The organism is Nioella nitratireducens (assembly GCF_001879715.1).
In the GTDB taxonomy this organism is placed as follows: Bacteria; Pseudomonadota; Alphaproteobacteria; order Rhodobacterales; family Rhodobacteraceae; genus Nioella; species Nioella nitratireducens.
In genome coordinates this window covers 197,966-223,374 of sequence record NZ_MNBW01000005.1, presented here as the reverse complement: position 1 = coordinate 223,374, position 25,409 = coordinate 197,966, and the positions used below count along the sequence as shown (strand labels likewise).

Annotated in this window: 32 protein-coding genes; all 32 read right to left on the bottom strand. The window is 63.7% G+C overall.

What is annotated here, in order from left to right; all coding sequences use genetic code 11:
- Positions 1-10: 10 nt before the first annotated feature.
- A complete protein-coding gene (gene nuoL / locus BKY27_RS06670) occupies positions 11-2,176 on the bottom strand; it encodes an NADH-quinone oxidoreductase subunit L (protein WP_071673663.1) in 2,166 nt (721 codons plus the stop codon).
- Between the two features lie 3 nt (positions 2,177-2,179).
- The gene (gene nuoK / locus BKY27_RS06665) at positions 2,180-2,488 is read right to left on the bottom strand and encodes an NADH-quinone oxidoreductase subunit NuoK (protein WP_071673662.1); all 309 of its coding nucleotides are present in this window, start codon (positions 2,486-2,488) and stop codon (positions 2,180-2,182) included.
- Between the two features lie 177 nt (positions 2,489-2,665).
- Complete coding sequence (locus BKY27_RS06660) at positions 2,666-3,271, bottom strand: NADH-quinone oxidoreductase subunit J (RefSeq protein WP_071673718.1); 606 nt, start codon at positions 3,269-3,271, stop codon at positions 2,666-2,668.
- 10 nt (positions 3,272-3,281) lie between these two features.
- The gene (locus BKY27_RS06655) at positions 3,282-3,695 is read right to left on the bottom strand and encodes a carboxymuconolactone decarboxylase family protein (RefSeq protein ID WP_071673661.1); all 414 of its coding nucleotides are present in this window, start codon (positions 3,693-3,695) and stop codon (positions 3,282-3,284) included.
- Positions 3,692-4,186 carry an NADH-quinone oxidoreductase subunit NuoI gene (nuoI, locus tag BKY27_RS06650; protein WP_071673717.1) on the bottom strand — a complete coding sequence of 165 codons (495 nt, stop codon included), beginning with the start codon at positions 4,184-4,186 and terminating at the stop codon, positions 3,692-3,694. Before nuoI ends, BKY27_RS06655 begins: the two co-directional genes overlap by 4 nt.
- Before the next feature lie 2 nt (positions 4,187-4,188).
- The gene (gene nuoH, locus BKY27_RS06645; RefSeq protein ID WP_071673660.1) at positions 4,189-5,226 is read right to left on the bottom strand and encodes an NADH-quinone oxidoreductase subunit NuoH; all 1,038 of its coding nucleotides are present in this window, start codon (positions 5,224-5,226) and stop codon (positions 4,189-4,191) included.
- Between the two features lie 6 nt (positions 5,227-5,232).
- Positions 5,233-5,649 carry a hypothetical protein gene (locus BKY27_RS06640; protein ID WP_071673716.1) on the bottom strand — a complete coding sequence of 139 codons (417 nt, stop codon included), beginning with the start codon at positions 5,647-5,649 and terminating at the stop codon, positions 5,233-5,235.
- Positions 5,650-5,655: 6 nt separating this feature from the next.
- Entirely contained in the window at positions 5,656-7,680 is a 2,025-nt protein-coding gene (gene nuoG / locus BKY27_RS06635; RefSeq protein ID WP_071673659.1) for an NADH-quinone oxidoreductase subunit NuoG, read from the bottom strand.
- A gap of 232 nt (positions 7,681-7,912) precedes the next feature.
- Positions 7,913-8,323: a DUF5333 domain-containing protein gene (locus BKY27_RS06630; RefSeq protein WP_071673658.1), complete on the bottom strand. Its 411-nt coding sequence runs from the start codon at positions 8,321-8,323 to the stop codon at positions 7,913-7,915.
- 135 nt (positions 8,324-8,458) lie between these two features.
- Entirely contained in the window at positions 8,459-8,752 is a 294-nt protein-coding gene (locus tag BKY27_RS06625; RefSeq protein ID WP_146636197.1) for a hypothetical protein, read from the bottom strand.
- 126 nt (positions 8,753-8,878) lie between these two features.
- Positions 8,879-9,088, bottom strand: a complete 210-nt coding sequence (locus tag BKY27_RS20125) for a hypothetical protein (protein WP_158514966.1) — start codon at positions 9,086-9,088, stop codon at positions 8,879-8,881.
- A gap of 31 nt (positions 9,089-9,119) precedes the next feature.
- Entirely contained in the window at positions 9,120-9,404 is a 285-nt protein-coding gene (locus BKY27_RS06615) for a hypothetical protein (RefSeq protein WP_071673655.1), read from the bottom strand.
- A 333-nt stretch (positions 9,405-9,737) separates the two neighbouring features.
- Positions 9,738-10,157 (bottom strand): hypothetical protein, encoded by a 420-nt coding sequence (locus BKY27_RS06605; protein ID WP_071673653.1) that lies wholly within the window; start codon positions 10,155-10,157, stop codon positions 9,738-9,740.
- A gap of 5 nt (positions 10,158-10,162) precedes the next feature.
- Positions 10,163-11,461 carry an NADH-quinone oxidoreductase subunit NuoF gene (gene nuoF / locus BKY27_RS06600; protein WP_071673652.1) on the bottom strand — a complete coding sequence of 433 codons (1,299 nt, stop codon included), beginning with the start codon at positions 11,459-11,461 and terminating at the stop codon, positions 10,163-10,165.
- 2 nt (positions 11,462-11,463) lie between these two features.
- Positions 11,464-11,694: a DUF5337 domain-containing protein gene (locus BKY27_RS06595; RefSeq protein WP_071673651.1), complete on the bottom strand. Its 231-nt coding sequence runs from the start codon at positions 11,692-11,694 to the stop codon at positions 11,464-11,466.
- Between the two features lie 161 nt (positions 11,695-11,855).
- The gene (locus tag BKY27_RS06590) at positions 11,856-12,458 is read right to left on the bottom strand and encodes a hypothetical protein (protein ID WP_071673650.1); all 603 of its coding nucleotides are present in this window, start codon (positions 12,456-12,458) and stop codon (positions 11,856-11,858) included.
- Between the two features lie 42 nt (positions 12,459-12,500).
- On the bottom strand, positions 12,501-13,217 hold the full coding sequence (locus BKY27_RS06585) for a hypothetical protein (protein WP_071673649.1): 717 nt from the start codon (positions 13,215-13,217) through the stop codon (positions 12,501-12,503).
- Positions 13,218-13,299: 82 nt separating this feature from the next.
- Positions 13,300-13,998, bottom strand: coding sequence for a methyltransferase domain-containing protein (locus BKY27_RS06580; protein WP_071673648.1), 699 nt, complete (start codon positions 13,996-13,998; stop codon positions 13,300-13,302).
- A gap of 113 nt (positions 13,999-14,111) precedes the next feature.
- Positions 14,112-15,167 carry an NADH-quinone oxidoreductase subunit NuoE gene (gene nuoE, locus BKY27_RS06575; RefSeq protein WP_071673647.1) on the bottom strand — a complete coding sequence of 352 codons (1,056 nt, stop codon included), beginning with the start codon at positions 15,165-15,167 and terminating at the stop codon, positions 14,112-14,114.
- Positions 15,167-15,535: a hypothetical protein gene (locus tag BKY27_RS06570; protein WP_084667877.1), complete on the bottom strand. Its 369-nt coding sequence runs from the start codon at positions 15,533-15,535 to the stop codon at positions 15,167-15,169. Before BKY27_RS06570 ends, nuoE begins: the two co-directional genes overlap by 1 nt.
- Entirely contained in the window at positions 15,532-16,755 is a 1,224-nt protein-coding gene (locus BKY27_RS06565; protein WP_199559077.1) for an NADH-quinone oxidoreductase subunit D, read from the bottom strand. Before BKY27_RS06565 ends, BKY27_RS06570 begins: the two co-directional genes overlap by 4 nt.
- Positions 16,752-17,621, bottom strand: coding sequence for a sulfotransferase family protein (locus BKY27_RS06560; protein WP_071673646.1), 870 nt, complete (start codon positions 17,619-17,621; stop codon positions 16,752-16,754). Before BKY27_RS06560 ends, BKY27_RS06565 begins: the two co-directional genes overlap by 4 nt.
- An 8-nt stretch (positions 17,622-17,629) precedes the next feature.
- Positions 17,630-18,244: an NADH-quinone oxidoreductase subunit C gene (locus BKY27_RS06555; protein WP_071673645.1), complete on the bottom strand. Its 615-nt coding sequence runs from the start codon at positions 18,242-18,244 to the stop codon at positions 17,630-17,632.
- Between the two features lie 31 nt (positions 18,245-18,275).
- On the bottom strand, positions 18,276-18,800 hold the full coding sequence (locus tag BKY27_RS06550; RefSeq protein WP_071673713.1) for a NuoB/complex I 20 kDa subunit family protein: 525 nt from the start codon (positions 18,798-18,800) through the stop codon (positions 18,276-18,278).
- Positions 18,800-19,165, bottom strand: coding sequence for an NADH-quinone oxidoreductase subunit A (locus tag BKY27_RS06545; protein ID WP_071673644.1), 366 nt, complete (start codon positions 19,163-19,165; stop codon positions 18,800-18,802). Before BKY27_RS06545 ends, BKY27_RS06550 begins: the two co-directional genes overlap by 1 nt.
- Before the next feature lie 414 nt (positions 19,166-19,579).
- Positions 19,580-20,374: a phytanoyl-CoA dioxygenase family protein gene (locus tag BKY27_RS06540; RefSeq protein ID WP_071673643.1), complete on the bottom strand. Its 795-nt coding sequence runs from the start codon at positions 20,372-20,374 to the stop codon at positions 19,580-19,582.
- Positions 20,375-20,439: 65 nt separating this feature from the next.
- Positions 20,440-21,225 (bottom strand): crotonase/enoyl-CoA hydratase family protein, encoded by a 786-nt coding sequence (locus BKY27_RS06535; RefSeq protein ID WP_071673642.1) that lies wholly within the window; start codon positions 21,223-21,225, stop codon positions 20,440-20,442.
- Complete coding sequence (locus tag BKY27_RS06530) at positions 21,222-22,076, bottom strand: hydroxymethylglutaryl-CoA lyase (protein WP_071673641.1); 855 nt, start codon at positions 22,074-22,076, stop codon at positions 21,222-21,224. The genes BKY27_RS06535 and BKY27_RS06530 overlap by 4 nt, the downstream gene beginning before the upstream one ends.
- A 5-nt stretch (positions 22,077-22,081) precedes the next feature.
- Positions 22,082-22,378 carry a putative quinol monooxygenase gene (locus tag BKY27_RS06525; RefSeq protein ID WP_071673640.1) on the bottom strand — a complete coding sequence of 99 codons (297 nt, stop codon included), beginning with the start codon at positions 22,376-22,378 and terminating at the stop codon, positions 22,082-22,084.
- Positions 22,379-22,380: 2 nt separating this feature from the next.
- On the bottom strand, positions 22,381-23,049 hold the full coding sequence (locus tag BKY27_RS06520; RefSeq protein ID WP_071673639.1) for a glutathione S-transferase family protein: 669 nt from the start codon (positions 23,047-23,049) through the stop codon (positions 22,381-22,383).
- The gene (locus tag BKY27_RS06515; protein ID WP_071673712.1) at positions 23,046-24,986 is read right to left on the bottom strand and encodes an acetyl/propionyl/methylcrotonyl-CoA carboxylase subunit alpha; all 1,941 of its coding nucleotides are present in this window, start codon (positions 24,984-24,986) and stop codon (positions 23,046-23,048) included. The genes BKY27_RS06520 and BKY27_RS06515 overlap by 4 nt, the downstream gene beginning before the upstream one ends.
- Entirely contained in the window at positions 24,986-25,405 is a 420-nt protein-coding gene (locus tag BKY27_RS06510) for an ASCH domain-containing protein (protein WP_071673638.1), read from the bottom strand. Before BKY27_RS06510 ends, BKY27_RS06515 begins: the two co-directional genes overlap by 1 nt.
- Positions 25,406-25,409 lie beyond the last annotated feature (4 nt).

Genomic DNA, 25,409 nt, shown 5'->3' with positions numbered 1-25,409 from the left:
GTCTCTGCTCTCAGCCCCAGAATGTCAGGGAAACGATGGTGATCAGCCCCGCGATGCCAAGAACCATGGCGAAGGCATAGGTGAAGATGTAGCCGGACTGTGCGCGGCCCGCGAGGCGCGTAAAGTAGGGGACGATCCCAAGGGCAAGCCCGTTGATACCGCCGTCGATGATGTTGCCATCGCCGCGCTTCCACAGCACCCGGCCAATCCACTGGGCGGGACGGACGAAGATCACGTCATAGATCTCGTCGAAATACCACTTGTTCAGCAGGAACAGGTAGGCCGGCTGGAAGGTCTCGGCAAAGCGGCGCGGCAGGGCGGGGTTCACGATGTAGAACAACGTGGCCAGCGCAAAGCCGAGCAGCATGGCGATGAAGGGTGAAATCTTGACCCAGACGGGGGCGCCGTGCGCGTCGTTCATGACGGTATTGTCAGGCGCCATGTGGATGGCGCCGTCGCCCGGCGCGCCGGTGAACATGTAGTGGCCTTCGCCTTCAGCCGCCGGGGCAGCATGATCGGTCGCGGCTTCGGTGGCATGGCCTTCGTCTGCTGGGGCGGCTGTTTCACCGTGGCCCGCATCCGCTGCTGCATGGTCGCCTGCCTCGGTCGCATGGCCCTCGGCGGCATACTCGACCCCGAAGAACTGCGCCACGCGGTCGGTATGGCCGAAGAACGAGTTGTACCACAGCATCCCCGAGAAGACCGCGCCAAGCGCCAGAACGCCAAGCGGGATCAGCATGACCTTGGGGCTTTCGTGGGCGTGCTCATGTGCATGCTTGTCGCCACGCGCACGACCATAGAAGGTCAGGTAAATCAGGCGCCAGGAATAGAAGCTGGTGAAAGCCGCCGCGATGACCAGCATCCAGAAGGCAAAGGTGCCCAGACCGCCGCCAAAGGCATAGGCGCTCTCGATGATGGCATCCTTCGACAGGAAGCCCGCGAAACCCACCGGCACCCCGAAGATGTGCAGGAACGGAATGCCGACCCCGGTGATGGCCAGCGTGCCGATCATCATCGCCGCAAAGGTAAACGGGATCTTCTTTCGCAGGCCACCATAGTTCCGCATGTCCTGCTCGTGGTGCATCGCGTGGATGACCGAGCCCGCGCCAAGGAACAGCATCGCCTTGAAAAACGCGTGGGTCAGCAGGTGGAACATGGCGACCGAGTAAACCCCGACGCCAGCAGCCACGAACATGTAGCCAAGCTGGGAACAGGTCGAATAGGCGATCACGCGCTTGATGTCGTTCTGCACCAGACCAACGGTGGCCGCGAAGAACGCAGTGGCCGCGCCGATGATGATGATGAAGTTGGTCGCGTAAGGCGCGTATTCCAGAATGGGCGACATCCGGCAGACCAGGAACACACCCGCCGTCACCATGGTCGCGGCGTGGATCAGGGCCGACACCGGGGTCGGACCTTCCATCGCGTCGGGCAGCCAGGTGTGCAGGAAAAGCTGTGCCGATTTCCCCATCGCGCCGATGAACAGCAACATGCCGATGGTGTTGGCCGCATTCAGCTCGCGCCCGAGGAAGGTGATGGTGGTGTCGGCCAGATGCGGCCCCTCGGCCATGATCACGCTGAAATCAATGCTGTCGGTCAGCTTGTAGATCGCGAAGATGCCAAGCAGGAACCCAAAGTCACCCACCCGGTTGACGATAAAGGCCTTCATCGCGGCAGCACCGGCCGATGGCTTGCGGAAGTAGAAGCCGATCAGCAGGTAGGAGGCGACGCCCACACCTTCCCAACCGAAGAACAGTTGCAGCAGGTTGTCGGCGGTCACAAGCGACAACATCGCGAAGGTGAAGAACGAGAGGTAGGCGAAGAAGCGCGGCTTGTAGCTTTCGCCTTCGCGGAAGTTCTCGTCATGGGCCATGTAGCCGAAGCTGTAGAGATGGACGAGCGCGGACACCGTGGTGATCACGATCAGCATGATTGCCGTCAGGCGGTCGATGCGCACGGACCAGCTGGTGTCGAGCGTGCCCGACGAAATCCAGGTGAAGAGCTCGCGCACCTCGGTTTCGCCGTTGAAGCCGAGGAAGGTAATCCAGCTCAGCAGACAGGACAGGAACAGCAGGATCGTGGCCGTCCAGCAGGCGGCCTGTTCGCCGATCAGGCGCCAGGAAAAACCGCAGATGACGGCGCCGACCAGAGGGGCGAAGAGGAGGATGGTTTCCATGGATCAGCCCTTCATGTTCGAGACGTCTTCCACGGCGATGGTGCCGCGGTTGCGGAAGAAGCAGACGAGGATGGCAAGGCCGATGGCGGCCTCGGCGGCGGCGACGGTCAGCACGAACAGGGTGAATATCTGCCCCGTCAAGTCGCCCAGATAGGCCGAGAAGGCGACGAGGTTGATGTTGACCGCCAGAAGCATCAGTTCGATCGACATCAGGATGATGATGACGTTCTTTCGGTTCAGGAAGATCCCGAAAATCCCGATGACGAACAGCGCTGCCGCCACCGTCAGGTAATGTTCCAGTGCGATACTCATCTCGTCCCTCCGGGGCCTGCGCCCCTTGGTTATTCAATCGCGCCCGCACCGTTGCCGATGCGGCCAGAGTTCTTGGTGACCGGCGTCAGGACCGATCGTTTCCATCCCGGTTCCGGGCGGTCGTGTATACTGCGGCAGCGAGGGCGACCGTGATCGCCACCCAACCCCACCAAGCCATCAGAGCCCCTGCCCCGGCTTCACGTCCTTCAGTTCCATCGCCTTGGCCGGGTCGCGGTACATCTGGGCCAGCACGTTCTGGCGCTTGATGTCCTGACGGTGGCGCAGCGTCAGCACGATGGCGCCGATCATGGCCACCAGCAGGATCAAACCGGCCAGTTGGAACAGCAGGAAGTATTGGTCATAGATCACCGCGCCAAGCGCGGCGGTGTTGTGCGTGCCCTCGGGCGTGGCTTGCGGCGAGGCCAGCAATTCGACACCTGCCGCCGTGGTCCAGGTGCCAAGGGCCAGCGACAGCTCCAGCAGGATGATCACGCCGATCAGCCCCGCGAGCGGGATGTACTTGGCCATTTCCGCCTTGAGCTCGGCAAAATCAACATCGAGCATCATCACAACGAACAGGAACAACACCGCGACCGCGCCCACGTAGACGATGACCAGCAGCATTGCCACGAACTCGGCCCCGACCAGCACGAACAGCCCCGCCGCGCTGAGAAAGGCGAGGATCAGCCACAGCACCGAGTGAACCGGGTTGCGGGCGACCACCACGAGGAAGCCGGCCAACACCGTGGTGATGGCAAAGAGGTAAAAGGTGAAATCGGCGATACCCATGGGGTTACTCCTCGGTTCCGTCGATGGCCTGACGGGCAAGCTCCATCGCCTTGTTCATGGCGGGAACGCCGCCAAAGATGGCGGCCTGCGCGATGGTTTCGGCAATTTCCTGTTTCGTGGCCCCGGCCGCCAGCGCATGGCGCACCGTGATCCGGATCTGCGGCTCGGCGACCGCACCTTGAATGGTCAATCCCTGCAACGTCAGCAAAAGCCGGGTCTTGGCGTCCAGTCCCTCGGGGTTGAACTGCTTGCCCATGAACGCTTCCATCATCTCGGCGGGCACGGTGGGCCACATCTTCTCAAAGCCTTGGGGCGTAAAATTGGCCATGGCCGGGTTCACCGCCGTGACCCAGTCTTTCGCCATTTCCTGGGTTTGCGCCAGGATGGCCGCGAAGGGATTGTTCGGGGCGTTGCTCATCTGTAGGGCGCATCCAGTTCGAGGTTACGTGCGATCTCGGCTTCCCACCGGTCCCCGTTCGCCAGCAGGCGCTGCTTGTCGTAAAACAGCTCTTCACGGGTCTCGGTGGCGAACTCGAAGTTCGGGCCTTCGACAATCGCATCGACCGGGCACGCCTCTTGGCAGAAACCGCAATAGATGCACTTCGTCATGTCGATGTCATAGCGTGTGGTGCGGCGGCTGCCGTCTTCGCGCGGTTCGGCGTCGATGGTGATGGCCTGCGCCGGGCAGATCGCCTCGCACAGTTTGCAGGCAATGCAACGCTCTTCCCCGTTGGGATAGCGGCGCAGCGCGTGTTCGCCCCGGAAGCGGACCGACAGCGGGCCTTTCTCGTGCGGGTAGTTCAGCGTCGCCTTGGGCGCGAAGAAATACTTCAGGCCAAGCTTGAACCCCTTCACGAAGTCCGACAGCAGGAAGTATTTCGCGGCACGGGTGTAGTCGATCTGAGTCATCATCAGCCCCCGATCATCCAGCGGGCATAGGCGCCGCCGAAGAGTTCGAATTTCGCAAGGAAGGCCACGATCACCACCCAGCCAAGCGACATCGGCAGGAACACTTTCCAGCCAATGCGCATCAGCTGGTCATAGCGGTAGCGGGGCGTGATCGCCTTCACCATTGCGAAGATGAAAAAGAAGAAGGCCATCTTGCCGACCATCCACAGCACCCCGTCGGGCAGGCCCGGAATGGGCGACAGCCAGCCGCCGAAGAACAGCAGCGTCGTCAGCGCGCACATCAGGAAGATGGCGATATATTCCCCGGCCATGAACAGCAGGAAGGGCGTGGCCGAATATTCCACCTGATAGCCCGCCACCAGTTCCGATTCCGCTTCCGGCAGGTCGAAGGGCGGGCGGTTGGTTTCCGCCAGCGCCGAGATGAAGAACAGGAACACCATCGGGAAATGCGGCAGCCAGTACCAGTTGAAGAACCCGAGGTTGCCGTCCTGCGCGCGCACGATGTCCGAGAAGTTGAGCGAGCCGGTCGAGATCACGACACCGATGATGATCAGGCCGATCGACACCTCGTAGGAAATCATCTGTGCGGCGGACCGCAGCGACCCAAGGAACGGGTATTTGGAGTTCGACGCCCATCCGCCCATGATCACGCCGTAAACCTCTAGCGAGGAGACCGCGAAAACATACAGGATGGCGACGTTCAGATCGGCCAGCACCCAGCCGTCGTTAAAGGGGATCACCGCCCAGGCAATCATCGCCAGCACGAAGCTGGTCAGAGGGGCGAGGATAAAGACGGGCTTGTCTGCGCCCGCCGGGATCACCACTTCCTTGATAACGTATTTCAGCGCGTCGGCCACGGATTGCAGCAACCCGAAGACGCCCACCACGTTGGGGCCGCGCCGCATCTGGACAGCCGCCCAGATTTTCCGGTCGCCATAGACCAGGAACAGAAGCGAGATCATCACGAATGCGATCACCGCAAGGCATTGCGCGATGATAATCAGCGCGATGCCGGGGGTGGTAGTAAAGAAGTCAGCCATTGATCCTCACACCGTCGGTATGCCTTGCTCGGCGCAGTCGGCGGCCACCACCTCGGCGTCCATCGTCTGCACCCCCCGCGGGAGCGCCGGTGACACGGTGTAAACCGCATCTGCGTGCCAAAGGCCAGCCTCTTCCTGCACATTTGTGCGGACATGTCGCGCAAATCCGTAGCCCCGGATCAGCGTGTACTGAGCTGCTGCACATTCGGCGTAGTCCGCCACGTCCTCGCGCCCTCTCGCCCCGCGCATCTCAACGCGGAAATTTACCAGATCCTCATCCAGAAGCCGGGTCTCGACCCCCAGATACTCGAACGACGCCCGTTGGCTGTCCTGTGTCACGCCCGTATCGGGCGCGCAGCCCGCGACGACCAACAGGGCAGCAAGACCGCCCGCGACGGGCCGGAAGGAACGCCCACCCGGCACCACCACTTACTCCGCCGCAATCGCGGCCTCGGCGCGCGCCTTGGCGGCGGCGCTCAATTCGCCCATCAGGGCCGATGCACGGGCAATCGGGTTCGTCAGGTAGAAATCCCGAACCGCCGGCACGAAATCAGCATTGCCGGGCGCGCGAAGCTCCAGCGGCTGCACCTCGTTCACGGCCACTTCGTCGATCAGCCCCAGTTGTGGCGCCGCCTCGACCAGCGCACTGCGCAGTTGCGCCAGCGAGTCGAAAGGCAGCGTCGCCCCCAGTTCCGCCGACAGAGCTCGCAGGATCGCCCAGTTTTCCTTGGCCTCACCGGGGGCAAAGCCCGCGCGCATCGCCAGTTGCGGTCGGCCTTCGGTGTTCACGAACAAGCCGTTTTCTTCCGTGTAGGCAGCGCCGGGCAGGATTACGTCGGCGCGGTGCGCGCCTCGGTCGCCATGGCTGCCCTGGTAGATCACGAAGGGGCCCGCGTCGATCTCGACCTCGTCCGCGCCAAGGCTGTAGATCACTTCGGCCCCGTCGATGGCGGCATCGAGGCCACCCTCGGTCACGGCATTCACATCCATCGCGCCCACGCGGGCAGCGGCAGTGTGCAGAACCAACAGGCCCGAACCTGAAATCTCGGCCATCTTCTGGGCTTGCGCCAGAACAGCCTCGCCATCGGCTTCACGCAGCGCGCCCTGACCAACAATCACGAGGGTTTTCTTGGCGTCGCGGGTTTCGTCCGACACGCCCTGTTCGATCATGTCGAGCAGCGCCTTGCGACCGGTGCCAGCGTGGTAATACTCATAGGTCAGGTCCGCAGCCTGCCCGATCACGGCGATTTCCGCACCGTTCAGCCATGCCTTGCGGATGCGCGCATTCAGCACCGGCGCTTCGTCGCGCGGGTTGGAGCCGATGATCAGGATCATTTCCGCATCGTCAATATCCTCGACGGTCGCGGTCCCGGCATAGCCGCCCCTGTTGCCCGCGGGCAGCTTTGCGCGGTCGGTCCGGCATTCGACATTGCCGCCATGCCCTTCGATCAACTGCTTGAGCGCGAAGACAGCTTCGACCGGGGCCAGGTCACCGACCAAGCCGGTCAGTTTCTTGCCCTTCATCGCAGCGGCGGCGGCAGACAGCGCCTCGCCCCAGCTCGCTTTGCGCAGCTTGCCGTTTTCACGGATATAGGGCGTGTCCAGACGCTGGCGACGCAGACCGTCCCACACGAAGCGGGTTTTGTCCGAAATCCACTCTTCGTTCACGCCGTCATGGTTGCGCGGCAGAATACGCATCACTTCGCGGCCCTTGGTGTCGACCCGGATGTTGGAGCCGAGCGCGTCCATCACGTCGATGGTCTCGGTCTTGGTCAGCTCCCACGGACGCGCGGTAAAGGCATAGGGCTTCGAGGTCAGAGCGCCGACCGGGCAAAGGTCGATGATATTGCCCTGCAAGTTCGAATCGAGCGTCTGGTTGAGATAGCTGGTGATCTCGGCATCCTCGCCACGCCCGGTCTGGCCCATTTGCCAGATGCCTGCGACCTCGGTGGTGAAGCGGACGCAGCGGGTGCAGGAAATGCAGCGCGTCATCGCCGTGCCAACAAGCGGGCCGAGGTTCAGTTCTTCCGTGGCGCGCTTGGGCTCGCGGTAGCGGCTGAAATCGACGCCATAGGCCATCGCCTGATCCTGAAGATCGCATTCGCCGCCCTGGTCACAGATCGGGCAATCCAGCGGGTGGTTGATGAGCAGGAACTCCATCACCCCTTCGCGGGCCTTCTTGACCATGGGCGAGTTGGTTTTCACCACAGGCGGCGCACCTTCCGGCCCCGGACGCAGATCCTTGACCTGCATGGCGCAGGAGGCAGCGGGCTTCGGCGGGCCGCCGACGACCTCGACAAGGCACATGCGACAGTTGCCGGCAATCGACAGACGTTCATGATAGCAAAAGCGCGGCACTTCCACCCCGGCCTGTTCACAGGCCTGGATCAGCGTCATCGCCGGATCCACCTCGATCTCTTTGTCGTCGATGATGATTTTGCGTAGCTCGGTCATGCTTCACCCTTGCGCGTCGCGAGGTCCGGTTGGCCGCGTGTCTAACGCAAGCCCCGCGCGGATTCACGCGGAAAATTTCCTCGTCCTCTACTGCCGCGATTGGCCGGGATTTGCAACGCAGGACGCGCATTTTTCAGGCCTGTCGTCGGTTTGACCGCCACAAAACCCCGCGCCTAAAGCGCGCATGCCCGCCGTTTTTTCGGGCGGGCATGCAATTTCATCCGAAATCCGATCACGAATGGCGCAGCAAACGCCCCACGGATGTCTGATCGGTCATCTCCTGCTCACCGACCCGACAGGCGCCCTCTACGTCGTCGTCAGAGGTAACACCGTGTTGTGCGAAATACGTCCGGGCAAGCGTTTCAAAGCGGGCACGCTCCTCCTCGTCATCGACATATCGTTCGACCTGCGCCCGGCTGTAGCCAAGCGACATCGCGTGCCGCGCGAGACCGAACATGAAGCCGGTCGCCGACAGGCTGCGCGCCTCGATCGTCGGGCAGGTGTCCTGGATATGCGAGCCGATCATGATGACAAGCAGGCCATTGTGGATCCGCGAGTCTGCCCGCAGGGCATCGTATTCATCTGAAAAAACAGGCTGTGCCACCAGACCGGCCAGACCGGCGGCAAGTATAAATCTGCGCATCAAGGAAAATCCTTCCAACTTGACTCGGTGCAAAGGCTAAATGGGGTCAGAGGTGAATGATATTCAATATCAACGCCACTCGGGCCACCATCCGGGCCTGAATCTGCCGAACCGGCAGGATCGTCGCGGCCAGAGTCAGAGCCGCACGCCCCAGAATGCGATGATCGCGTAGATCAGCAGAGCAAGGAAGGTAAAGCCGAGCGTCGTATAAATTGCGGCCTCCAGCTTTTCCGGGGTGTTGAGCACCATCATCACCATTCCCGCCAGCACCGTGCCAATCACTGCGCCCAGAATCGAACCGCCGATTCCCCACGTATAGCCAAGCCAGACGCCCACCCCGATGAGGCCAAGGAACACCGCCACCATCCAAAGACGGTAAAACCCGGTCAGAAGCGGCCGCTCGCCGCCTTGCATCCGTTGATCTGCCACTGCCGCCTCCTGGCGCTATACACACACCGGCCCAGGTTCGCCCGGGGCTTGTTTTGTGGCGATTCTAATGCGTTCGGGGGGCATCATCAACTGTTTGTGGCAGGCGGGTCACCGCCTGTTGCCGATCTATCGAAAGGGGGATTCCGGGGTTTCGCACGCGACCACGACTGCAAATCGGCCGTGGTCCGGGTCGATGCACGCCCCGACATCGTTGTTCAACGCCCACAGCCCGAAGGCCAGTGACGCGATAAGGGAACCGACGGCCGCGAGTATGAACAGGCGCACCGGTAGATCCCGGTCACCTGCGGTGCGGCGCATGTCTGGATAACGCTTCACCGCCAAGTCTCGTCCATCTTGGCCAGTTGCATCAAGACCCGCCCAGATAGGTCTGCCACAGAACCACGGCACCGCAGGCAACCGCCGCCGCCAGAAATGCGATCACCAACGCCGAAAAAAGCGCGGCCAGCAAACCGCAGATCAACGCCCCGGCGGCGGTATAGCTCACCATGTCGAGGAGAGCGCCTCCCGCGATCTTGGCCGCCAGAAAGCCGATCCCGCCCCCGATCAATGCCCCGATGCCGCCCGTGAACAGCCGCATACGGCGACTGCCCTCAATGCCCGACGGCGTGAAAATATCCCATAAATCAAACATCGCGTGCTCCACTCTGCGCCATGGCGAAACTTTAGCGACGCCAACCGTGCGCGTCGACCTTTCACGGCGGCACAGCGCATGGCCGGGTCATCTGGCCGGATCGAGGAGTTTTTGAATTGTCGCGCGCAGATTTATTTCGCACCCAGCCGACGGCACAGGTGCGCCGCCAATCGCGACAGCCGCCTCGGATCGCTCTCGTTGGCCAAATCCGAATATTTCACCCGAAGCGCCACTGGATCGCACCCGACACGGCGCCCCATGGATGGCAACAAGAAACAGGCAGGACGGCAGACCACCGTCCTGTGCGATGCGGCCAAGGCGTGACGCATCCTGTCAACGCAAGGTCTCGTCCACCTCGGGACATTGCGCGAAAAGCGACAGGGTCGCGTCGCGCACCAAGACCCAAGCCGCGTCAAGCACATCCTTGTCGACCGAGGGACAAACGGCCACGGCGGCTTCTCTCAGGAATGCTTCGGCCTCTAGGCCTTCAACGTGACCTTCAACGATCTCGGCGGAAAACTGGCCAACAAAACCGTCCCAATACAGGGTCGAGACCGAGCCGTCATCGTTGACGATCTCGTCCTGTCCGCCGGTCATTACCTCGGGCCGGTACCGAATAATGGCGCGCACGCCGCGATCATCGTCGCGCACACTGCGTTCCAGCGCGACGTCTGGATCGGAAAAATGACTTTCGGCAAAGGCCGGGTTTGCCGTGGCGAGGACAAGAGAAACCCAGACCGCGCCACGCCCCATCGCCGTTACTCCGCCGCGACCGCGCTGACGCGGCCCGCCTTCTGCGCCTTGATCCGGTCTTCGATCTCGGGGCGGAAATTGCGGATCAGGCCCTGGATCGGCCAGGCCGCCGCGTCGCCAAGGGCGCAGATCGTGTGGCCTTCGACCTGCTTGGTCACGTCCCACAGCATGTCGATCTCTTCCATCTCGGCCTCGCCACGCACCAGGCGATCCATGACGCGCATCATCCAACCGGTGCCTTCACGGCAGGGCGTGCACTGGCCACAGCTTTCGTGCTTGTAGAACTTGGACAGACGCCAGATCGCCTTCACGATATCCGTCGACTTGTCCATGACAATCACGGCAGCGGTGCCGAGGCCCGAGCCAAGCTCTCCGCGCAGATAGTCGAAATCCATGATCGCATCGCGCATGTTCTCACCGCGCACGCACGGCACGGACGACCCGCCCGGAATGACCGCCAACAGGTTGTCCCAGCCGCCGCGAATGCCGCCGCAATGGGTCTCGATCAACTCCTCGAAGCTGATCGACATGGCTTCTTCCACGACGCAGGGATTGTTGACATGGCCCGATACCGCAAACAGCTTGGTGCCGGCATTGTTGGCCCGGCCGAAACCTGCAAACCACTCTGCACCACGGCGCAGGATGGTCGGCACAACGGCGATGGATTCGACATTGTTCACCGTGGTCGGGCAGCCATACAGGCCCGCACCCGCCGGGAACGGCGGTTTCATCCGGGGCATCCCCTTCTTGCCTTCAAGGCTTTCGATCAGGGCGGTTTCCTCGCCGCAGATATAGGCCCCGGCGCCGTGATGCAGATACAGGTCGAAATCAAAGCCAGAACCGCAGGCATTCTTGCCGATCAGGCCCGCGTCATACGCTTCGTCGATCGCGGCTTGCAGCGCCTCGCGCTCTCGGATGTATTCACCACGGATGTAGATGTAGGCCGCGTTTGCGTTCATGGCGAAGCTGGCGATCAGGCAGCCTTCGATCAGCGTATGCGGATCGTTGCGCATGATTTCCCGGTCCTTGCAGGTGCCGGGCTCGGATTCGTCGGCGTTCACCACGAGATAGGCCGGACGCCCGTCGCTCTCCTTGGGCATGAAGGACCATTTCAGACCGGTCGGGAACCCGGCCCCGCCACGGCCGCGCAGGCCCGACGCCTTCATGATCTCGACGATCTTGTCGCGACCGAGGCCGATCAGGTCCTTGGTGCCGTCCCAATGGCCGCGCGCCTTGGCGCCGGCAAGGTTCCGGTCATGCATCCCGTAGATGTTGGTAAAGATACGGTCTTGATCCTGAAGCATCCTCAGTCCCTTTCTGCGCGGCGGGCTTGCCAGACCTGATACGTGACGATCAGCGCCCAGACCAGAGCCGCAATTGCCGCAAGGTCGAACAGAAACGCGTAGCGTGTCGGCAGGCCCAATCGACCGCCCAGAACCTGCGCGCCCATCCACAGCACCATCGTCGCGGCCATCACGATTGCGGCGATCCGGGCCTTGGCGGCCTGTGCGGGGGGTTTCTGGGGAGTCTGGGCCATGGACAAGCTGGGGTCACGCACGCGGCTTTGTGTCTTTGGCCCCGTTTACGGCAGAGCGACAGGGGATGTCCACTGTCGTGCGCCTCAAATCGGTCACGGGGCGACGGAAAAGCGCGCCGGCGGAGCGGCGCGCTTGTCTGGGTCTGGCGGTCTGACGGGGATCAGAGCAGGCCCTTGGCGCTGCCCACCACGTCGAACCGGGCACAGTTGCGCTTGAAGCCCGGCAGGTTTTCGTCAATCCACGCGATCCCGGCCTCGTCCAGACCGGCGATCTGGTCGAAGTGATAGATGCCGAACTCGTTCAGGCTGGCCTCCATCTTCGCGCCGATCCCCTTGACCAGTTTCAGGTCATCCGCCGTGCCACCGCGCGGGGCGTCCAGCAGATGTGGCCCGACAACCGGGGCCTCGGTCGGGGCGGGGTCGGCGGCAGGCGGTGCGGCAACGGGTTCGACAAGGGCCACGGCAACAGGTGCCGCAATGTCCTCGGCAGGCACGGGGGCCTCGGCAGGCGCGGTTTCGACGGCGCGCAGGACCGGGGCCGGATTGGTCGCCACACCCTTGGGGTCGCTTGCGGTCTCGTTCGCCGCGTCGTGGTTTTCGACCGCGCGGGCCATGGCCGACCAGAACACCATCGGCGCCGAGAGACCCAGGGTCCAGCTCTGCACCGCAGCATTTCCGTAGAAGGCAACCGAGTAATTCGCGGCCGCAACAAGAGAATCCCGGGCCGCGACAGATCCCAGCCAGATGTCTTCTGCAAGCTTCATGTCAGTGGTCCTTTCAAGCTTTGGTTGAGGGCCTCCCGCGCCTCAGTATACATCGCCATCGTCAACTTTTCTTGAGAAATCCGTCTCTCCCCCTGCGGCCAAAAGCCCTGCCTGCGCCACCCAGTCGTCGCGGGTCACACGACCCTTGAACCCCTTCAGGTTGTCATCCATCCACGCCACTTCCGCCGGTCCCCACGCGGCGATCTGGTCAAAGTGATAAATACCGAGCGTGTGCAGCAAGTCTTCCAGCTTCGGCCCCACCCCCTTGATCTTCTTGAGGTCATCCGGCCCGCCATCCCGCGCCGCAGACAGCCCCTCGGGCTGCGTGGCCGCGTCGTCGGAACCCGCACTCGACACGGCAACCGGGGTGGCCGGTGCGGGGGGCTCTTCCGGGGTTGGCGTCGGCGCGGGCGCGGGGGGCTCATCTGTCACGTCCGCCTCACGCTCCGGCTCCGGGGCGGGCACAGGAGCAGGCTCTGGCGCGGCGGCGGCGGCCCCTGCGGCGGGCGCTTCGGTCCGCTCGGTCGGCGGTGCTGCGGCTGGCGACGTCGAACGCGGTGCAGCGGTCGAGCCGCCAGAGCACAGAAGGCTGCGCAACACCACCACCGCCAGCACCGCAATCGCGATGCCAAGCACCAGCGCCAAAAGCCAGCCCCACCCCGCGGCGAAGCGCAGCAGCAGCAGCACCCCGATGCCCACGGCCATGCCGCCATACAGGCAATTGCGCTCACATTCGGTCTGGTCCTGATCCATGGACATGATCCCTCTCCCTTCACGTTGTGTTGGGGAAAGTAGACACCACTCTGGGCCGCACTGTGAAGGATTATTCAGGAAACAGGGCCTATTCGCCGTCCCGAAGCGCCCGAATCCGCTGCCGCAGGATCTTTATCCGTTTCCGATAGTGCCAATAGCCTATTGTTGAGGCAGCGCGCGGAACTGTCCTGTGCTCTTCCAGAAAGGGGCTGATCTCGACGCCCTCTTTCACATAAAGCAGGATATTCTGCATCAGCCACGGATAGGCCCGGTCAAACGCGGCCATGCGGCGGCGGATCGGGTCGAAACAGGCATAGCCTTGGGCGGCGAACATCTCGGCCCATTCGCCCTGCCAGCGCAGGTTGACATGCCCTGCGCCGCCCTGATCGGGCACCCCGGCGGAAAACAGCACCACGTCGGACAAGGCGCAAAGATCACTCACGAACCCCTCGGACCGCTCGGGCACCAGATGCTCGGCCACTTCGATGGTCGCGGCCAGATCATAGCGCTTCGACGCGGTAAAAGGCTGATTCAGGTTGGCGGTTTTAAAGCGGGATTTGGGGATCACCATCGTTTCGGTATCGACCCAATCGCCGTCAATGCCCTGGATGCTGGCCCCGCGCCCCTTGCAGGCATTCAGGAAGAACCCCAACCCGCATCCAAGGTCGATCACCGATTTGGGCTGCACGTAGCGCCACAAAATCTCGGTCAGAACGTCGGCATTGGCCTGACGCTTCTCGGCCTGCTGCACATGGCCGTTGAACATGCCATCGTAATCGTGGATCACGGGCGCCTCCTGCTCTTGCCGGGGCCAGTCGCACCCTATTGGTATGGCTGCGACCTGCCCTTGCGTTTTTCAGCAGAGTGCCGGGATTTCGATCATGACGAAAGCGGCGCGAATCAGCCCTTGGCCAGTTCGGTCGCCTGTGCGACCCAATTGTCACGCTCGATGCGGCCCTTGAAGGTCAGGCGGGCGTCGACCCATGCAATCTCGGACGGGCCCCACTGGGCGATCTGGTCGTAGTGGTAAAAGCCAAGCTCGTTCAACATGCCTTCCAGCTTGGGACCGACGCCGGAAATCTTCTTGAGGTCATCGGGCGCGCGGCCTTCGCGGGGGCCGGACAACAGTTCCGGTTCGCTTTCCTCGGCCTCTGCGGCGGGCGTGGGCGCTGCGGGCGACGGTTCCGGCGCGGGCGCGGGCGCGGGCGCAGCGGCGGCGGCGGGCGCCTCCTCGTCATCGGCGCCCGATTGCTTGCCCCACGGCGCCAAGAGCGGCACTTCGGTACCGTCGATGCGCTTGACCGTATCGCCAATATCCGTCGCCAGACGGGCCGAGGCGTTCAAGCTGTCGCGCCCTGCTTCGTGATCCGTCAGCGACGTCAGCCCCGACAGCGGCTCGGACGCGTAGCGCCCGTTCTGCGGCCCCGGTGTCGGCACGCGGCCAGCGGCCAGTTCGTCCAGAATCCAGCCGAACCTTTCGGCGGTCAGGTCTTCGTAGTAATCCTTGCCAATCTGCACCATCGGCGCGTTCGCGCAGGCCCCGAGGCATTCAACCTCTTCCCAGCTGAAGGTGCCATCCGTCGACAGCTCATGCGCATTCGCCGCGATCTTGTCCTTGCAGACAGCGATCAGGTCTTCCGCGCCGCAGATCATGCAAGAGGTGGTGCCGCAGACCTGCACATGCGCGATGCTGCCCACCGGCTGCAACTGGAACATGAAATAAAAGGTCGCCACTTCCAGCGCGCGGATATAGGCCATGCCCAGCATGTCCGCCACGTGCTCGATCGCCGGTTTGGTCAGCCAGCCTTCCTGTTCCTGCGCGCGCCACAGCAAGGGGATCACCGCCGATTGGGCGCGATCCTCGGGGTATTTCGTGATCTGCGCCCGCGCCCATTCCAGGTTGGCGGGGGTGAAGGCAAAGCTTTCGGGCTGGTCGTGGTAGAGGCGGCGAAGCATTAGCTGGCTCCTTCGGTCACACGGGCGGCGACAGCGATGGCAAGCGCCACCGTCGACAACACGCCCGAGATCGTGTGTTTCATATGCGGGTGCCCGGCGCGGGCATAGATCAGACCATCGGCAAAGCCCATGAAGGCGCAGACGGCAAACAGGGCGATCAAAACGTTCACGTCCCCGTAGAGCGTGAAGACCAGCGCCAGAACCGCGAAGGCGGTGTAGCGGTCGGCCATCACGGACGGCAACTTCTCGGCACGATGCGTGGTTTGGGCCAGCCCGCGTTCCGGATCGCTCCAGAACGCCCAGGCCAGCATGGTCAGGATCACGACCGTGATCCCGCCGCAGATCGTGGTGAGAAGCGCCAGACTCACCGGTCGATTTCTCCGAACACGACATCCATGGTGCCGATGATGGCGGCCACGTCAGCCAGTTGATGGCCACGGGCAACGTGGTCCATCGCCTGCAAATGCAGGAAGCCGGGCGCGCGCAGCTTGGCCTTGTAGGGTTTGTTGGTGCCATCCGCCACAAGGTAGACGCCGAACTCGCCCTTCGGCGCTTCCACCGCGGCATAGACCTCGCCTTCCGGCACGTGGAACCCTTCGGTGTACAGCTTGAAGTGGTGAATGAGCGCCTCCATCGAGGTCTTCATGTCGCTCCGCTTCGGCGGCGTGACCTTGCCACGGGCCAGGATATCGCCCTGCCCCTCGGGCGCACGCAGTTTCTCGATGGCTTGATGAATGATGTGCACCGACTGGCGCATCTCTTCCATTCGCACAAGATAGCGGTCGTAGCAGTCGCCGTTCTTGCCCACCGGGATCTGGAAGTCGAACTCGTCATAGCACTCATAGGGCTGTGCTCGGCGCAAGTCCCACGCCAGACCGGAGCCGCGCACCATCACGCCGGAAAAGCCCCAATCGAGGATCTCCTGCTCGGTCACGACGCCAATATCGGCGTTGCGCTGCTTGAAAATGCGGTTCTCGGTCAGCAGCCCGTCGATGTCGTCCAGCACTTTGGGAAAGGCGTTGGCCCATTCCTCGATATCGTCGATCAGCGCAGGCGGCAGATCCTGATGCACACCACCGGGCCGGAAATAGGCTGCGTGCAGGCGCGCGCCACAAGCCCGCTCGTAGAACACCATCAGCTTTTCGCGTTCCTCGAAGCCCCACAGCGGCGGCGTCAGCGCCCCCACGTCCATGGCCTGCGTGGTCACGTTCAGCAGGTGGTTCAGAACCCGGCCGATCTCGCTGTAAAGCACCCGGATCAGGCTGGCCCGGCGCGGCACTTCCACGCCGGTCAGCTTTTCGATGGCCAGACACCAGGCATGTTCCTGGTTCATCGGCGCCACGTAGTCCAGCCGGTCGAAATAGGGCAGGTTTTGCAGATAGGTGCGCGATTCCATCAACTTCTCGGTCCCGCGATGCAGCAGCCCGATATGCGGGTCGCAGCGTTCCACGATCTCGCCATCCAGCTCCAGCACAAGACGCAGCACACCGTGCGCCGCCGGGTGCTGAGGCCCGAAGTTGATGTTGAAATTCCGGATCTTCTGTTCGCCTGTCAGGGCGTCTTCGAAGCCTTTGCCGCCATCCATCATGCCAGCGCCTCCATGTTATCCGTCCAGCGGGCGGGCAGCGGACCCATCCGCGATGCAACCGCCTCGTATTGAGGAGCAAGCCACGCCAATGCGCGGGCGCGCTGCGCCTCGGTCATGTTCAACTCTTCGCCCACATGCACCCGCGCCTCGGTATTCGCGGGCCGCTCGGCAATACCCAGAAAGCCGCACAGACGCGCCAGCGTGTCGGGCTGAAACAGGGTTTCGTAAAACGCGGTGAACACCTTCGCGGGGTCCACAGCCGCGTTCAGCCGCGCCAGCGTTCCGGCGTAATCGGACCGGTCCGTCAGCGTCCGGTCGCGCCCCTCGACCACCTTGTCCAGCAGCATCGCCGCCGTGTCGGCCAGCGCCCCGCCCCGCCGGGTCGCGGCCATGCGGATGTTCGACCATAGCCGGTCCAGCGGATCCCGCATCAGGAAAACAAACCGCGTCACCGGGGCAAGCGCCGCCATCCGCGACAGGCTCGCCTCGGCCAGCGTCGCATAGGCCGGGGTGATGTCGCCCACCACGCGCGCCGTATCGGCCCCCCGCGTCAGGTAGTCGACATAGCCCGCGTCGTTCTGCCCGGCGCGGATCACGTCCAGCCAGCCCTGATAGCCCGCAACCTCGCGCTTCAGTCGCCGATCCAGCCGCACGTCCCCGGTTGGCAGACGTTCGACCCGGCGGGCGCATTCGCGCTCCATCCGGTTGCGTTGCCGGTCAAACTTGCCGGTCTCGCAGGTGTCGAAGTAATGCAGTTCCTTGACGGCAGGCAGGCGCACTTGCGGGTGTGCGGCGAGATAGCGGTACAGCCAGGTCGTGCCTGCCTTTGCCGCGCCGATCCCGAAAAGGAGTGTCGCCTGTGTCATTGCCGCATTCAGCCTTTCGCGGCCTCGGGTTTCTCGTCGCCCGGCAGGATATACTCGGCCCCTTCCCACGGGCTCATGAAATCGAACTGGCGGTATTCCTGCACCAGCTTCACCGGCTCATAGACCACGCGCTTCAGCGCCTCGTCATAGCGCACCTCGGTATAGCCCGTGGTCGGGAAATCCTTGCGCAGCGGATGGCCCCGGAACCCGTAGTCGGTCAGGATGCGGCGCAGGTCCGGGTGGCCGGAAAACAGGATGCCGTACATGTCGAACACTTCCCGCTCGAACCAGTTGGCCGCCGGATAGACGCCGGTGATCGACGGCACCATCTCGTCTTCGCGCAGGCGGGTCTTCACCCGGATGCGCTGGTTTTGGTACATCGACAGGAAGTGCCAGACCAGGTCGAAGCGCTTTTCGCGGCTCGGGTAATCGACGGCGGTGATGTCCACCAGCGTCGAAAACTTGCAGGCCACGTCGGTCTTCAGAAACTCCATGAAGCCCGGCACCGAGGCCAGGGTGATCTCCACGGTCAACTCGCCATGGGCGATCTCGGTGGCCACCACGGCATCGCCCTGCTTCAGGGTGATGGTCTCGGCCAGGTCGGACAGGGCGGTGTCGCTCATGCGTCGTCTCCTCGGTCAGCGCGAACGGCGCTTAACGGGTAATGGTGCCGGTGCGGCGGATCTTGCGTTGCAGTTGCAACAGGCCGTAAAGCAGCGCCTCTGCCGTCGGCGGGCAGCCGGGCACATACAGGTCGACCGGCACGATCCGGTCACAGCCGCGCACCACGGAATAGCTGTAGTGGTAATAGCCGCCGCCATTGGCGCACGACCCCATCGAGATCACATAGCGCGGCTCGGGCATCTGGTCGTAGACCTTGCGCAGCGCCGGCGCCATCTTGTTGGTCAGGGTGCCGGCCACGATCATCACGTCCGACTGACGCGGCGAGGCGCGGGGCGCGATCCCGAACCGCTCGGCGTCATAGCGCGGCATCGAAGTGTGCATCATCTCGACCGCGCAGCAGGCCAGACCGAAGGTCATCCAGTGCAGGCTGCCGGTGCGCGCCCAATTGATCAGGTCATCCGCCGTGGTCAGCAGAAACCCCTTGTCCTGAAGCTCGGCGTTCAGGGCTTGGGTGGCAACGTCCTTGTCCACACCAGCGGTGTTGGCACCTGTCATCACTCCCATTCGAGGGCCCCTTTCTTCCATTCATAGGCAAAGCCGATGGTCAGCACTGCAAGGAACACCATCATCGACCAGAAGCCCACCATCGACATTTCCGGAAAGGCCACGCCCCAAGGAAACAGGAACGCGATTTCAAGGTCGAAGATGATGAACAGGATCGAGACGAGGTAGAACCGCACGTCGAATTTCATCCGCGCATCGTCAAAGGCGTTGAACCCGCATTCATAGGCCGACACCTTTTCCGGGTCCGGGTTGCGGACCGCCAGAATGACGGCGGCAAGGATAAGAACGATCCCAAGCCCGATGGCTAGGGCGAGAAAGATCAGAACGGGCGCATAATCCCTGAGCAGGTCTTCCAAGGCTGGCTCCTTCGGCTCGCTTGCGTCGGGGGATACCGGCGCATCTGCTATTCCACGCCTGTCACCACGCGCGGGGTCTGTCCGCTGTTTAGGCCCGTGCCGCGCGGGGGTCAACCGAGGCCGGGCGCGTCAGATGCGCTTGGACCGGGAAAAATCACCGCAGGCCGGGCGCGGTCGCCCACTTGCCCAAGTCCGGGGCGGTTTTGGTCCCGGCGTCCGGTCGCACCCGCAATCGGGGCGGCGCGGGCGTCCCCCCGGATCAGCCCCGCGAGACTCGCCATTTTTGCACAGAGCTGCCGAAATTGGCGCACATCTGTGCCCAAACGGCGTGTGCCCGTCGCCGCGTCTGTACGGGGGGTGCACAGGGGGTGTACCGGGGGTGTACGCAGGGTGCCGCCCTGATTTGCCGCGCCGTCAGCGGCGCCAAACCACCGGAAACCAGTCCTCTCGCAGCCGTTGTCCCGGCACCATGTCATGCCCCGGAAAGGGTGGAGAGGTCGGCCCCGGCCGTTCGACATAACGCGCGTCATCGCCGACGAACCGCACCGAAAACGCTCGCCGCCGCCGGGCGCTCACATTGCCGCGCGCACCGTGCAAGGCCCTGAAATCAAAGGCCACCGCGTCGCCGGGCGCCATCTCCCATTCCAGAACGTCCATGCCTTCGGCGTCGGGGTCTGGCACCGGGATATAGCTGTCCTCATCGGCATAGAACGCGTCCTCCTTCAGCCAGCGCGTCGGCAGCACCGGCTTGGGCCACCGATGCGATCCGGCCACGATCCGCAGCGTGGCGTCGGTGACGGGATCGAGCGGCGACCAAAAGCTAAGCGTTTGACTTCCATCGACAAAATAATACGGCCCATCCTGATGCCACGGGGTTTTCTTGGAGGTGCCCGGCTCTTTCACCAGCACATGATCATGAAAGATCTGCACCCCGTTCGACCGCATCAACGCGCCCGCCGCCCGCGCCGCGTCCGAGCTGCGGATCACCTCTTCGAACTCTGGGATTCGGGTCCAGTTGCAATAGTCATCAAAGAACCGCCCGCCTTCGCCCGCTTGCAGGTTTTCGGCCGCATACGGCCCCGGCGCGGCCATGTTGCGCGCCACGCCTGCGCGCAATGTCTCGACGTGATCGGCAAACAGCCCCTTGATCAGAACGGCCCCGTCGCGGGCATAATCCGCAATCTGCTCGTCGGTAATCGTGATCGGCACGGCGCGGCCTCCTGTCTGTCACCCCGACGCCAGCAAACGCCAGTTCCCCCGCACACGCAAGCCTCTCAGCCTTCACTCCAAATCGGTTTTCGCTTTTCGAAAAACGCCGCAACCCCCTCGGGCGCCTCGTCCCCTTCCCACGCGTCCACCAGCGCGTCGATCGTCGTGGCGACAACAGCGTCATTCACCCTCGGTTCCAGCTTTGCAATCAAGGCCTTGGCGCGGGCCACAGCCCCCGGCGCGCAGGACAGGTAGGGGACCACCTCGGCCTCGACCGCCGCATCCAGCGCATCGGCAGGCACCGCCTTGGCCAGCAATCCAAGCGCCACGGCCTCGTCTGCCACAAAGATCCGCGCCGACATGAACACCCGCCGCGCTCGCGCCGCGCCCATCCGGGCAACCACGTAGGGACCGATGGTGGCGGGGATCAGCCCGAGCCGGGTTTCCGTCAGCCCGAACTTGGCGCCTTCCACGCCAACGGCTACGTCACAGACCGACATCATGCCGATCCCGCCCCCAAAGGCCTGCCCCTGCACCTTGCCGATCAGCGGCTTGGGCATCCGGTCGAGCGCGCCCAGCATTTCAGCCAGCTTGCGGGCCTCGGCGGCACGGGTCGCTGCATCTGCGACCATCTGTTCCTTCATCCAGCCCAGATCCCCACCGGCGCAAAAGCTCTTGCCCTTGCCGGTCAGCACCACGACACGCACCGCGGGGTCTTTGCCCAACCGCTCTGCCGCTTCTGTCAGGTCTGCGATCATTTCCGCCGAGAGCGCGTTGTGCTTCTCGGCCCGATCCAGCGTCAGCGTGGCGACGCCCCGCGCGTCGACCTCGATAGATATGGTGTCCATCATCCCTCCCTCATCGCGCGGGCCATCGCGGCGGCCTCGGCGATCACGTCCAAATCCAGACCTGTTTCATACCCCCACTCGACAAGGCGGGCGGCCACGGCCTCGGTGGCGACATTGCCCGCCGCCCCCGGCGCATAGGGACAGCCGCCAAGACCGCCCACGGCGGCGTCAAAGACCCGAAGGCCACGGGCCAGCGACACCTCGATATTGGCCAGTGCGCGGCCCGCCGTGTCGTGGAAATGGCCGGCCAATTCCTCGGGCGCACATGCCTCCAGCACGGCGGCCAGCATGGTGTCGACCGTCTCGGGCCGCCCCTGTCCGATGGTGTCCCCGAGAGAGATTTCATAGCACCCCATATTGCGCAGGGTCGATGCCACGCGGGCCACCTCGGCAGGTGGTGTCGGCCCGTCAAAGGGGCAGTCGGTCACGCAGGAAATATAGCCGCGCACCGGGATGCCATCGGCCTTGGCCGCTTGCGCCACGGGCACGAAGCGGGTGATGCTTTCCTCGATCGAGGCGTTGAGGTTGGCCTTGGAAAACCCCTCGGATGCCGACGCGAAAATGGCAATTTCGTCGGCCTTGGCGGCCTTGGCGCGGTCATAGCCCTGCATGTTCGGCGTCAGCGCGGCATAGGATATGCCCGGCACGCGGCGGACCCCGGCCAGCACCTCGGCGCTGTCGGCCATCTGCGGCACCCATTTGGGGCTTACGAAACTGGCCACCTCGATCCGGTGAAACCCGGCCCGCCCGAGGCAGTCGATCAGGGCGATTTTTTCGGCCGTCGGGATCGGGCGTTTTTCGTTCTGCAACCCGTCGCGCGGGCCGACTTCGAAGATTTCCACGCGGTTCGACATCGGCGTCACGCGATCTGGCCGAGGGCGTGCACCTCGGCATCCAGCACCATCTCGGGGCGGGTCCGTTCCTGATGCCGCATCAACGCAGGGGCGGTCATGTGAACCTCCCACGCCGCGCGGCTGGCCCATTCCTCGACAAAGACCAGAACCGTCGGATCGTCCTGCGATTGGGTCAGGTCATAGCGCAGGCAGCCCGGTTCCTGCCGAACCTCCTCGACCATGATCCGCATCGAGGCGATCAGGTCGTCCAACGTGTCCGGCGCTGCCTTGATCCGGGCGATAACATGCAGTGGGTCGGCCATTCTCAGGCTCCTTTCTCGGTCTCCAACGGCGGATAGAACGCCTTTTGGTAGAGCTTTTGCTGCGCTTCGTTGGGCCGCGACGCGACGAAGCCGGGGCGGCTGGTGATCCGCGCATACCATGCGGACAGCGCCGCGAACGGGTCGATCCGGGCGAAGTGACGAGCCATGTAGATCGCCTGCCCGACCGAGATATCCGCCGCCGAAAAGCCGCCCTCCAACAGGTAGTCCCGCCCTTGCAATTGCGCCTCGACGGCGGCGTAGCATTTTTCCAGCCGCTTGGCCTCGATCTTCATAACCACCGGGCTGCGCATCGTGTCGTCGTAAAGCGCGATATGCTGTTGTGTCAAAGCCGCCGCGTGCTGGCTGATGGTTTCGGAAAAATGAACCCAGATCAACCATTGCGCCCGCTCGGGGTCGGTCGGCGCGCGCCCCAGCCCGGATTCTGGAAAGCGTTCACACAGCACCTCGGTGATCGCACCCGATTCCCACAGCCGTTCGCCACCGATTTCCAGCGCCGGCACCCGACCCGCCGGGTTGAGGGCGAGGTAGTCCTCGGAGCGCAGACTCTTGTCAAAGGGCCAGACCCGCAGTTCGAACGGCACACCCAGTTCATGCAGCAGCCACAGCGCGCGCATCGAGCGGCTTTCGGGGACGTGGTGCAGCCGGATCATTCCTCGTCTTCCAGTTTGATCAGCGGCGCGCCCGCTTCCACTTGCGACCCTGCAAAGGCCAGGACCTCTGCAACCACGCCATCGCGGCCCGCGCTCAGCGTGTGTTCCATCTTCATCGCTTCCAGAATGGCCAGCCGGTCGCCCGCGCTGACCGTCTGACCCTGCTCGACGAAGACCGCTTTCACCAATCCCGGCATCGGCGCTTCGATCACCCCGGCTGCCGCACCTGCATCGGCTGCCACGTCCAACGGATCAATCGGATCGAAGGCAAACCCATGCCCGCAAAAGACAGACACGCCCGCCGCATGGACCACGACCTCGGCCGCGAAGGGCGCACCATCAAGTCGCCAACGCGGCCCGTCCCGCGCGACATCGTGCTGCGCACCCGCCACCTCGACCCGGAACCGGCCGGGACCAAGTGTTTCGACCGTTGCCGCGTGACGGGTGCCCTTGTGCTCGAACAGGGCCGCCTGATGCAGCGGCACCCAGAGCGAGAACCCCTGCAACGCGTCACCCTCTTGGTGCAACCCGAGAGACCCGAGCGCGGCCAGTGCCATGACCCGGCTATCCGCTTGCGGTTCGGCCGCCAGCACGTCCAGATCGCGGTCGATCAGGCCGGTATCGACATCACCCGCCGCAAAGCCCTGATGTCCGGCCAAGGCGCGCAGGAAGGCAAGGTTCGTCACCGATCCCGCCACTTGCGTGCCCGCCAGCGCCCGGTCGAGCCGCTTCAACGCCACCGCACGGGTCGGCCCGTGGACGATAAGCTTGGAAATCATCGGATCATACCAAGGGCTGATCGTATCGCCGGGGCGCACCCCGGTATCGGCCCGCGCGTGATCGGGGAAACGCAGATGCGCCAGCGTGCCGGTCGCAGGCAAGAAGCCCTTTGGCACGTCCTCGGCGTATAGCCGCGCCTCGAACGCATGACCGGTGATGGTCAATTCCTCCTGCTGCTTGGGCAGACGTTCGCCTGCCGCGACGCGCAATTGCCACTCGACCAGATCGACACCGGTGATCGCCTCGGTCACCGGGTGTTCGACCTGCAAGCGCGTGTTCATTTCCATGAACCAGAACCCTTCGGTTCGCAGGCCCTCGGACCCATCGACGATGAATTCCACCGTGCCCGCGCCCTTGTAGCCGATCGCCTCGGCCGCGCGCACCCCAGCCTGCCCCATCGCCGCCCGCATCTCGGCGGTCATGCCGGGGGCCGGGGCCTCTTCGATCACCTTCTGGTGGCGGCGCTGCAACGAGCAGTCCCGCTCGAACAGATGCACCGCTGTGGTGCCGTCGCCAAAGACCTGCACCTCGATATGGCGTGGCTGCTGGACGAATTTCTCGATCAGCACGGCGTCGTTGCCAAACGCGGTCTTGGCCTCGCCCTTGGCACTGGCCAATGCGTCCATGAACTGCGCCGGGTCTTCGACCTTGCGCATCCCCTTGCCGCCACCGCCCGCAACAGCCTTGATCAGCACAGGGTAGCCGATGGTGTCGGCCGCTCCCGCCAGATGCTCGGGGTCCTGGTTCTGCCCGTGATAGCCCGGCACGACGGGAACGCCCGCCTTTTCCATCAATGCCTTGGCGGCGTCCTTGAGGCCCATCTTGCGGATGGCATCGGCGGACGGCCCGATGAAGGTCAGCCCCGCCGCCTCGACCGCATCCACGAAATCGGGGTTTTCCGACAGGAAGCCATAGCCCGGATGGATCGCCTCGGCCCCCGTGGCCTCTGCCGCCGCGATGATCACATCGCCTTTCAGATAGCTGTCGGCAGGCGCAGGCCCGCCGATATGCACCGCCTCATCCGCCATCGCCACATGGCGCGCCCCGGCATCCGCGTCTGAATAGACCGCGACCGTGCGCACCCCCATGGCGCGGGCGCTTTCGATCACGCGGCAGGCAATCTCGCCCCGGTTTGCAATCAGGATCTTTGTGAACATCATGCGTAATCCTCTACCATGCGGAACCGTTCGCACATGATTTCCATGTCCTCCGAAAAGCCACCGGATCGGGCAAAATAGGCGCGGTATCCCTTGCGCCAGTGGGCGAGGTCGCGGAATTCCCCCTGGGCGGCCACGAACTCTTCATCCATCTCGTCGAACCGTCGGGTGGTTACTTCCACTGTTTCCAACATCATCGCGGGGGTGCCGTCCCAGTTGAGCGCCACATCCCGTCGGCCAACGACCGGCAGGGCGTCGCCCTCTTTGGTATAGGCGCGCATCGCCTCGCAGGTGGCTGTCTTCTTGCCTGCCCGCACCAGCGCCACGATCTGGGCGCAGAGCTCTGCATTGTCGCCAAAGCGGAAGGTTTCGGCTTCGGGATTGGCGTCGATGATCTCTTGCAGGGTTTTGCTGGTCATGACC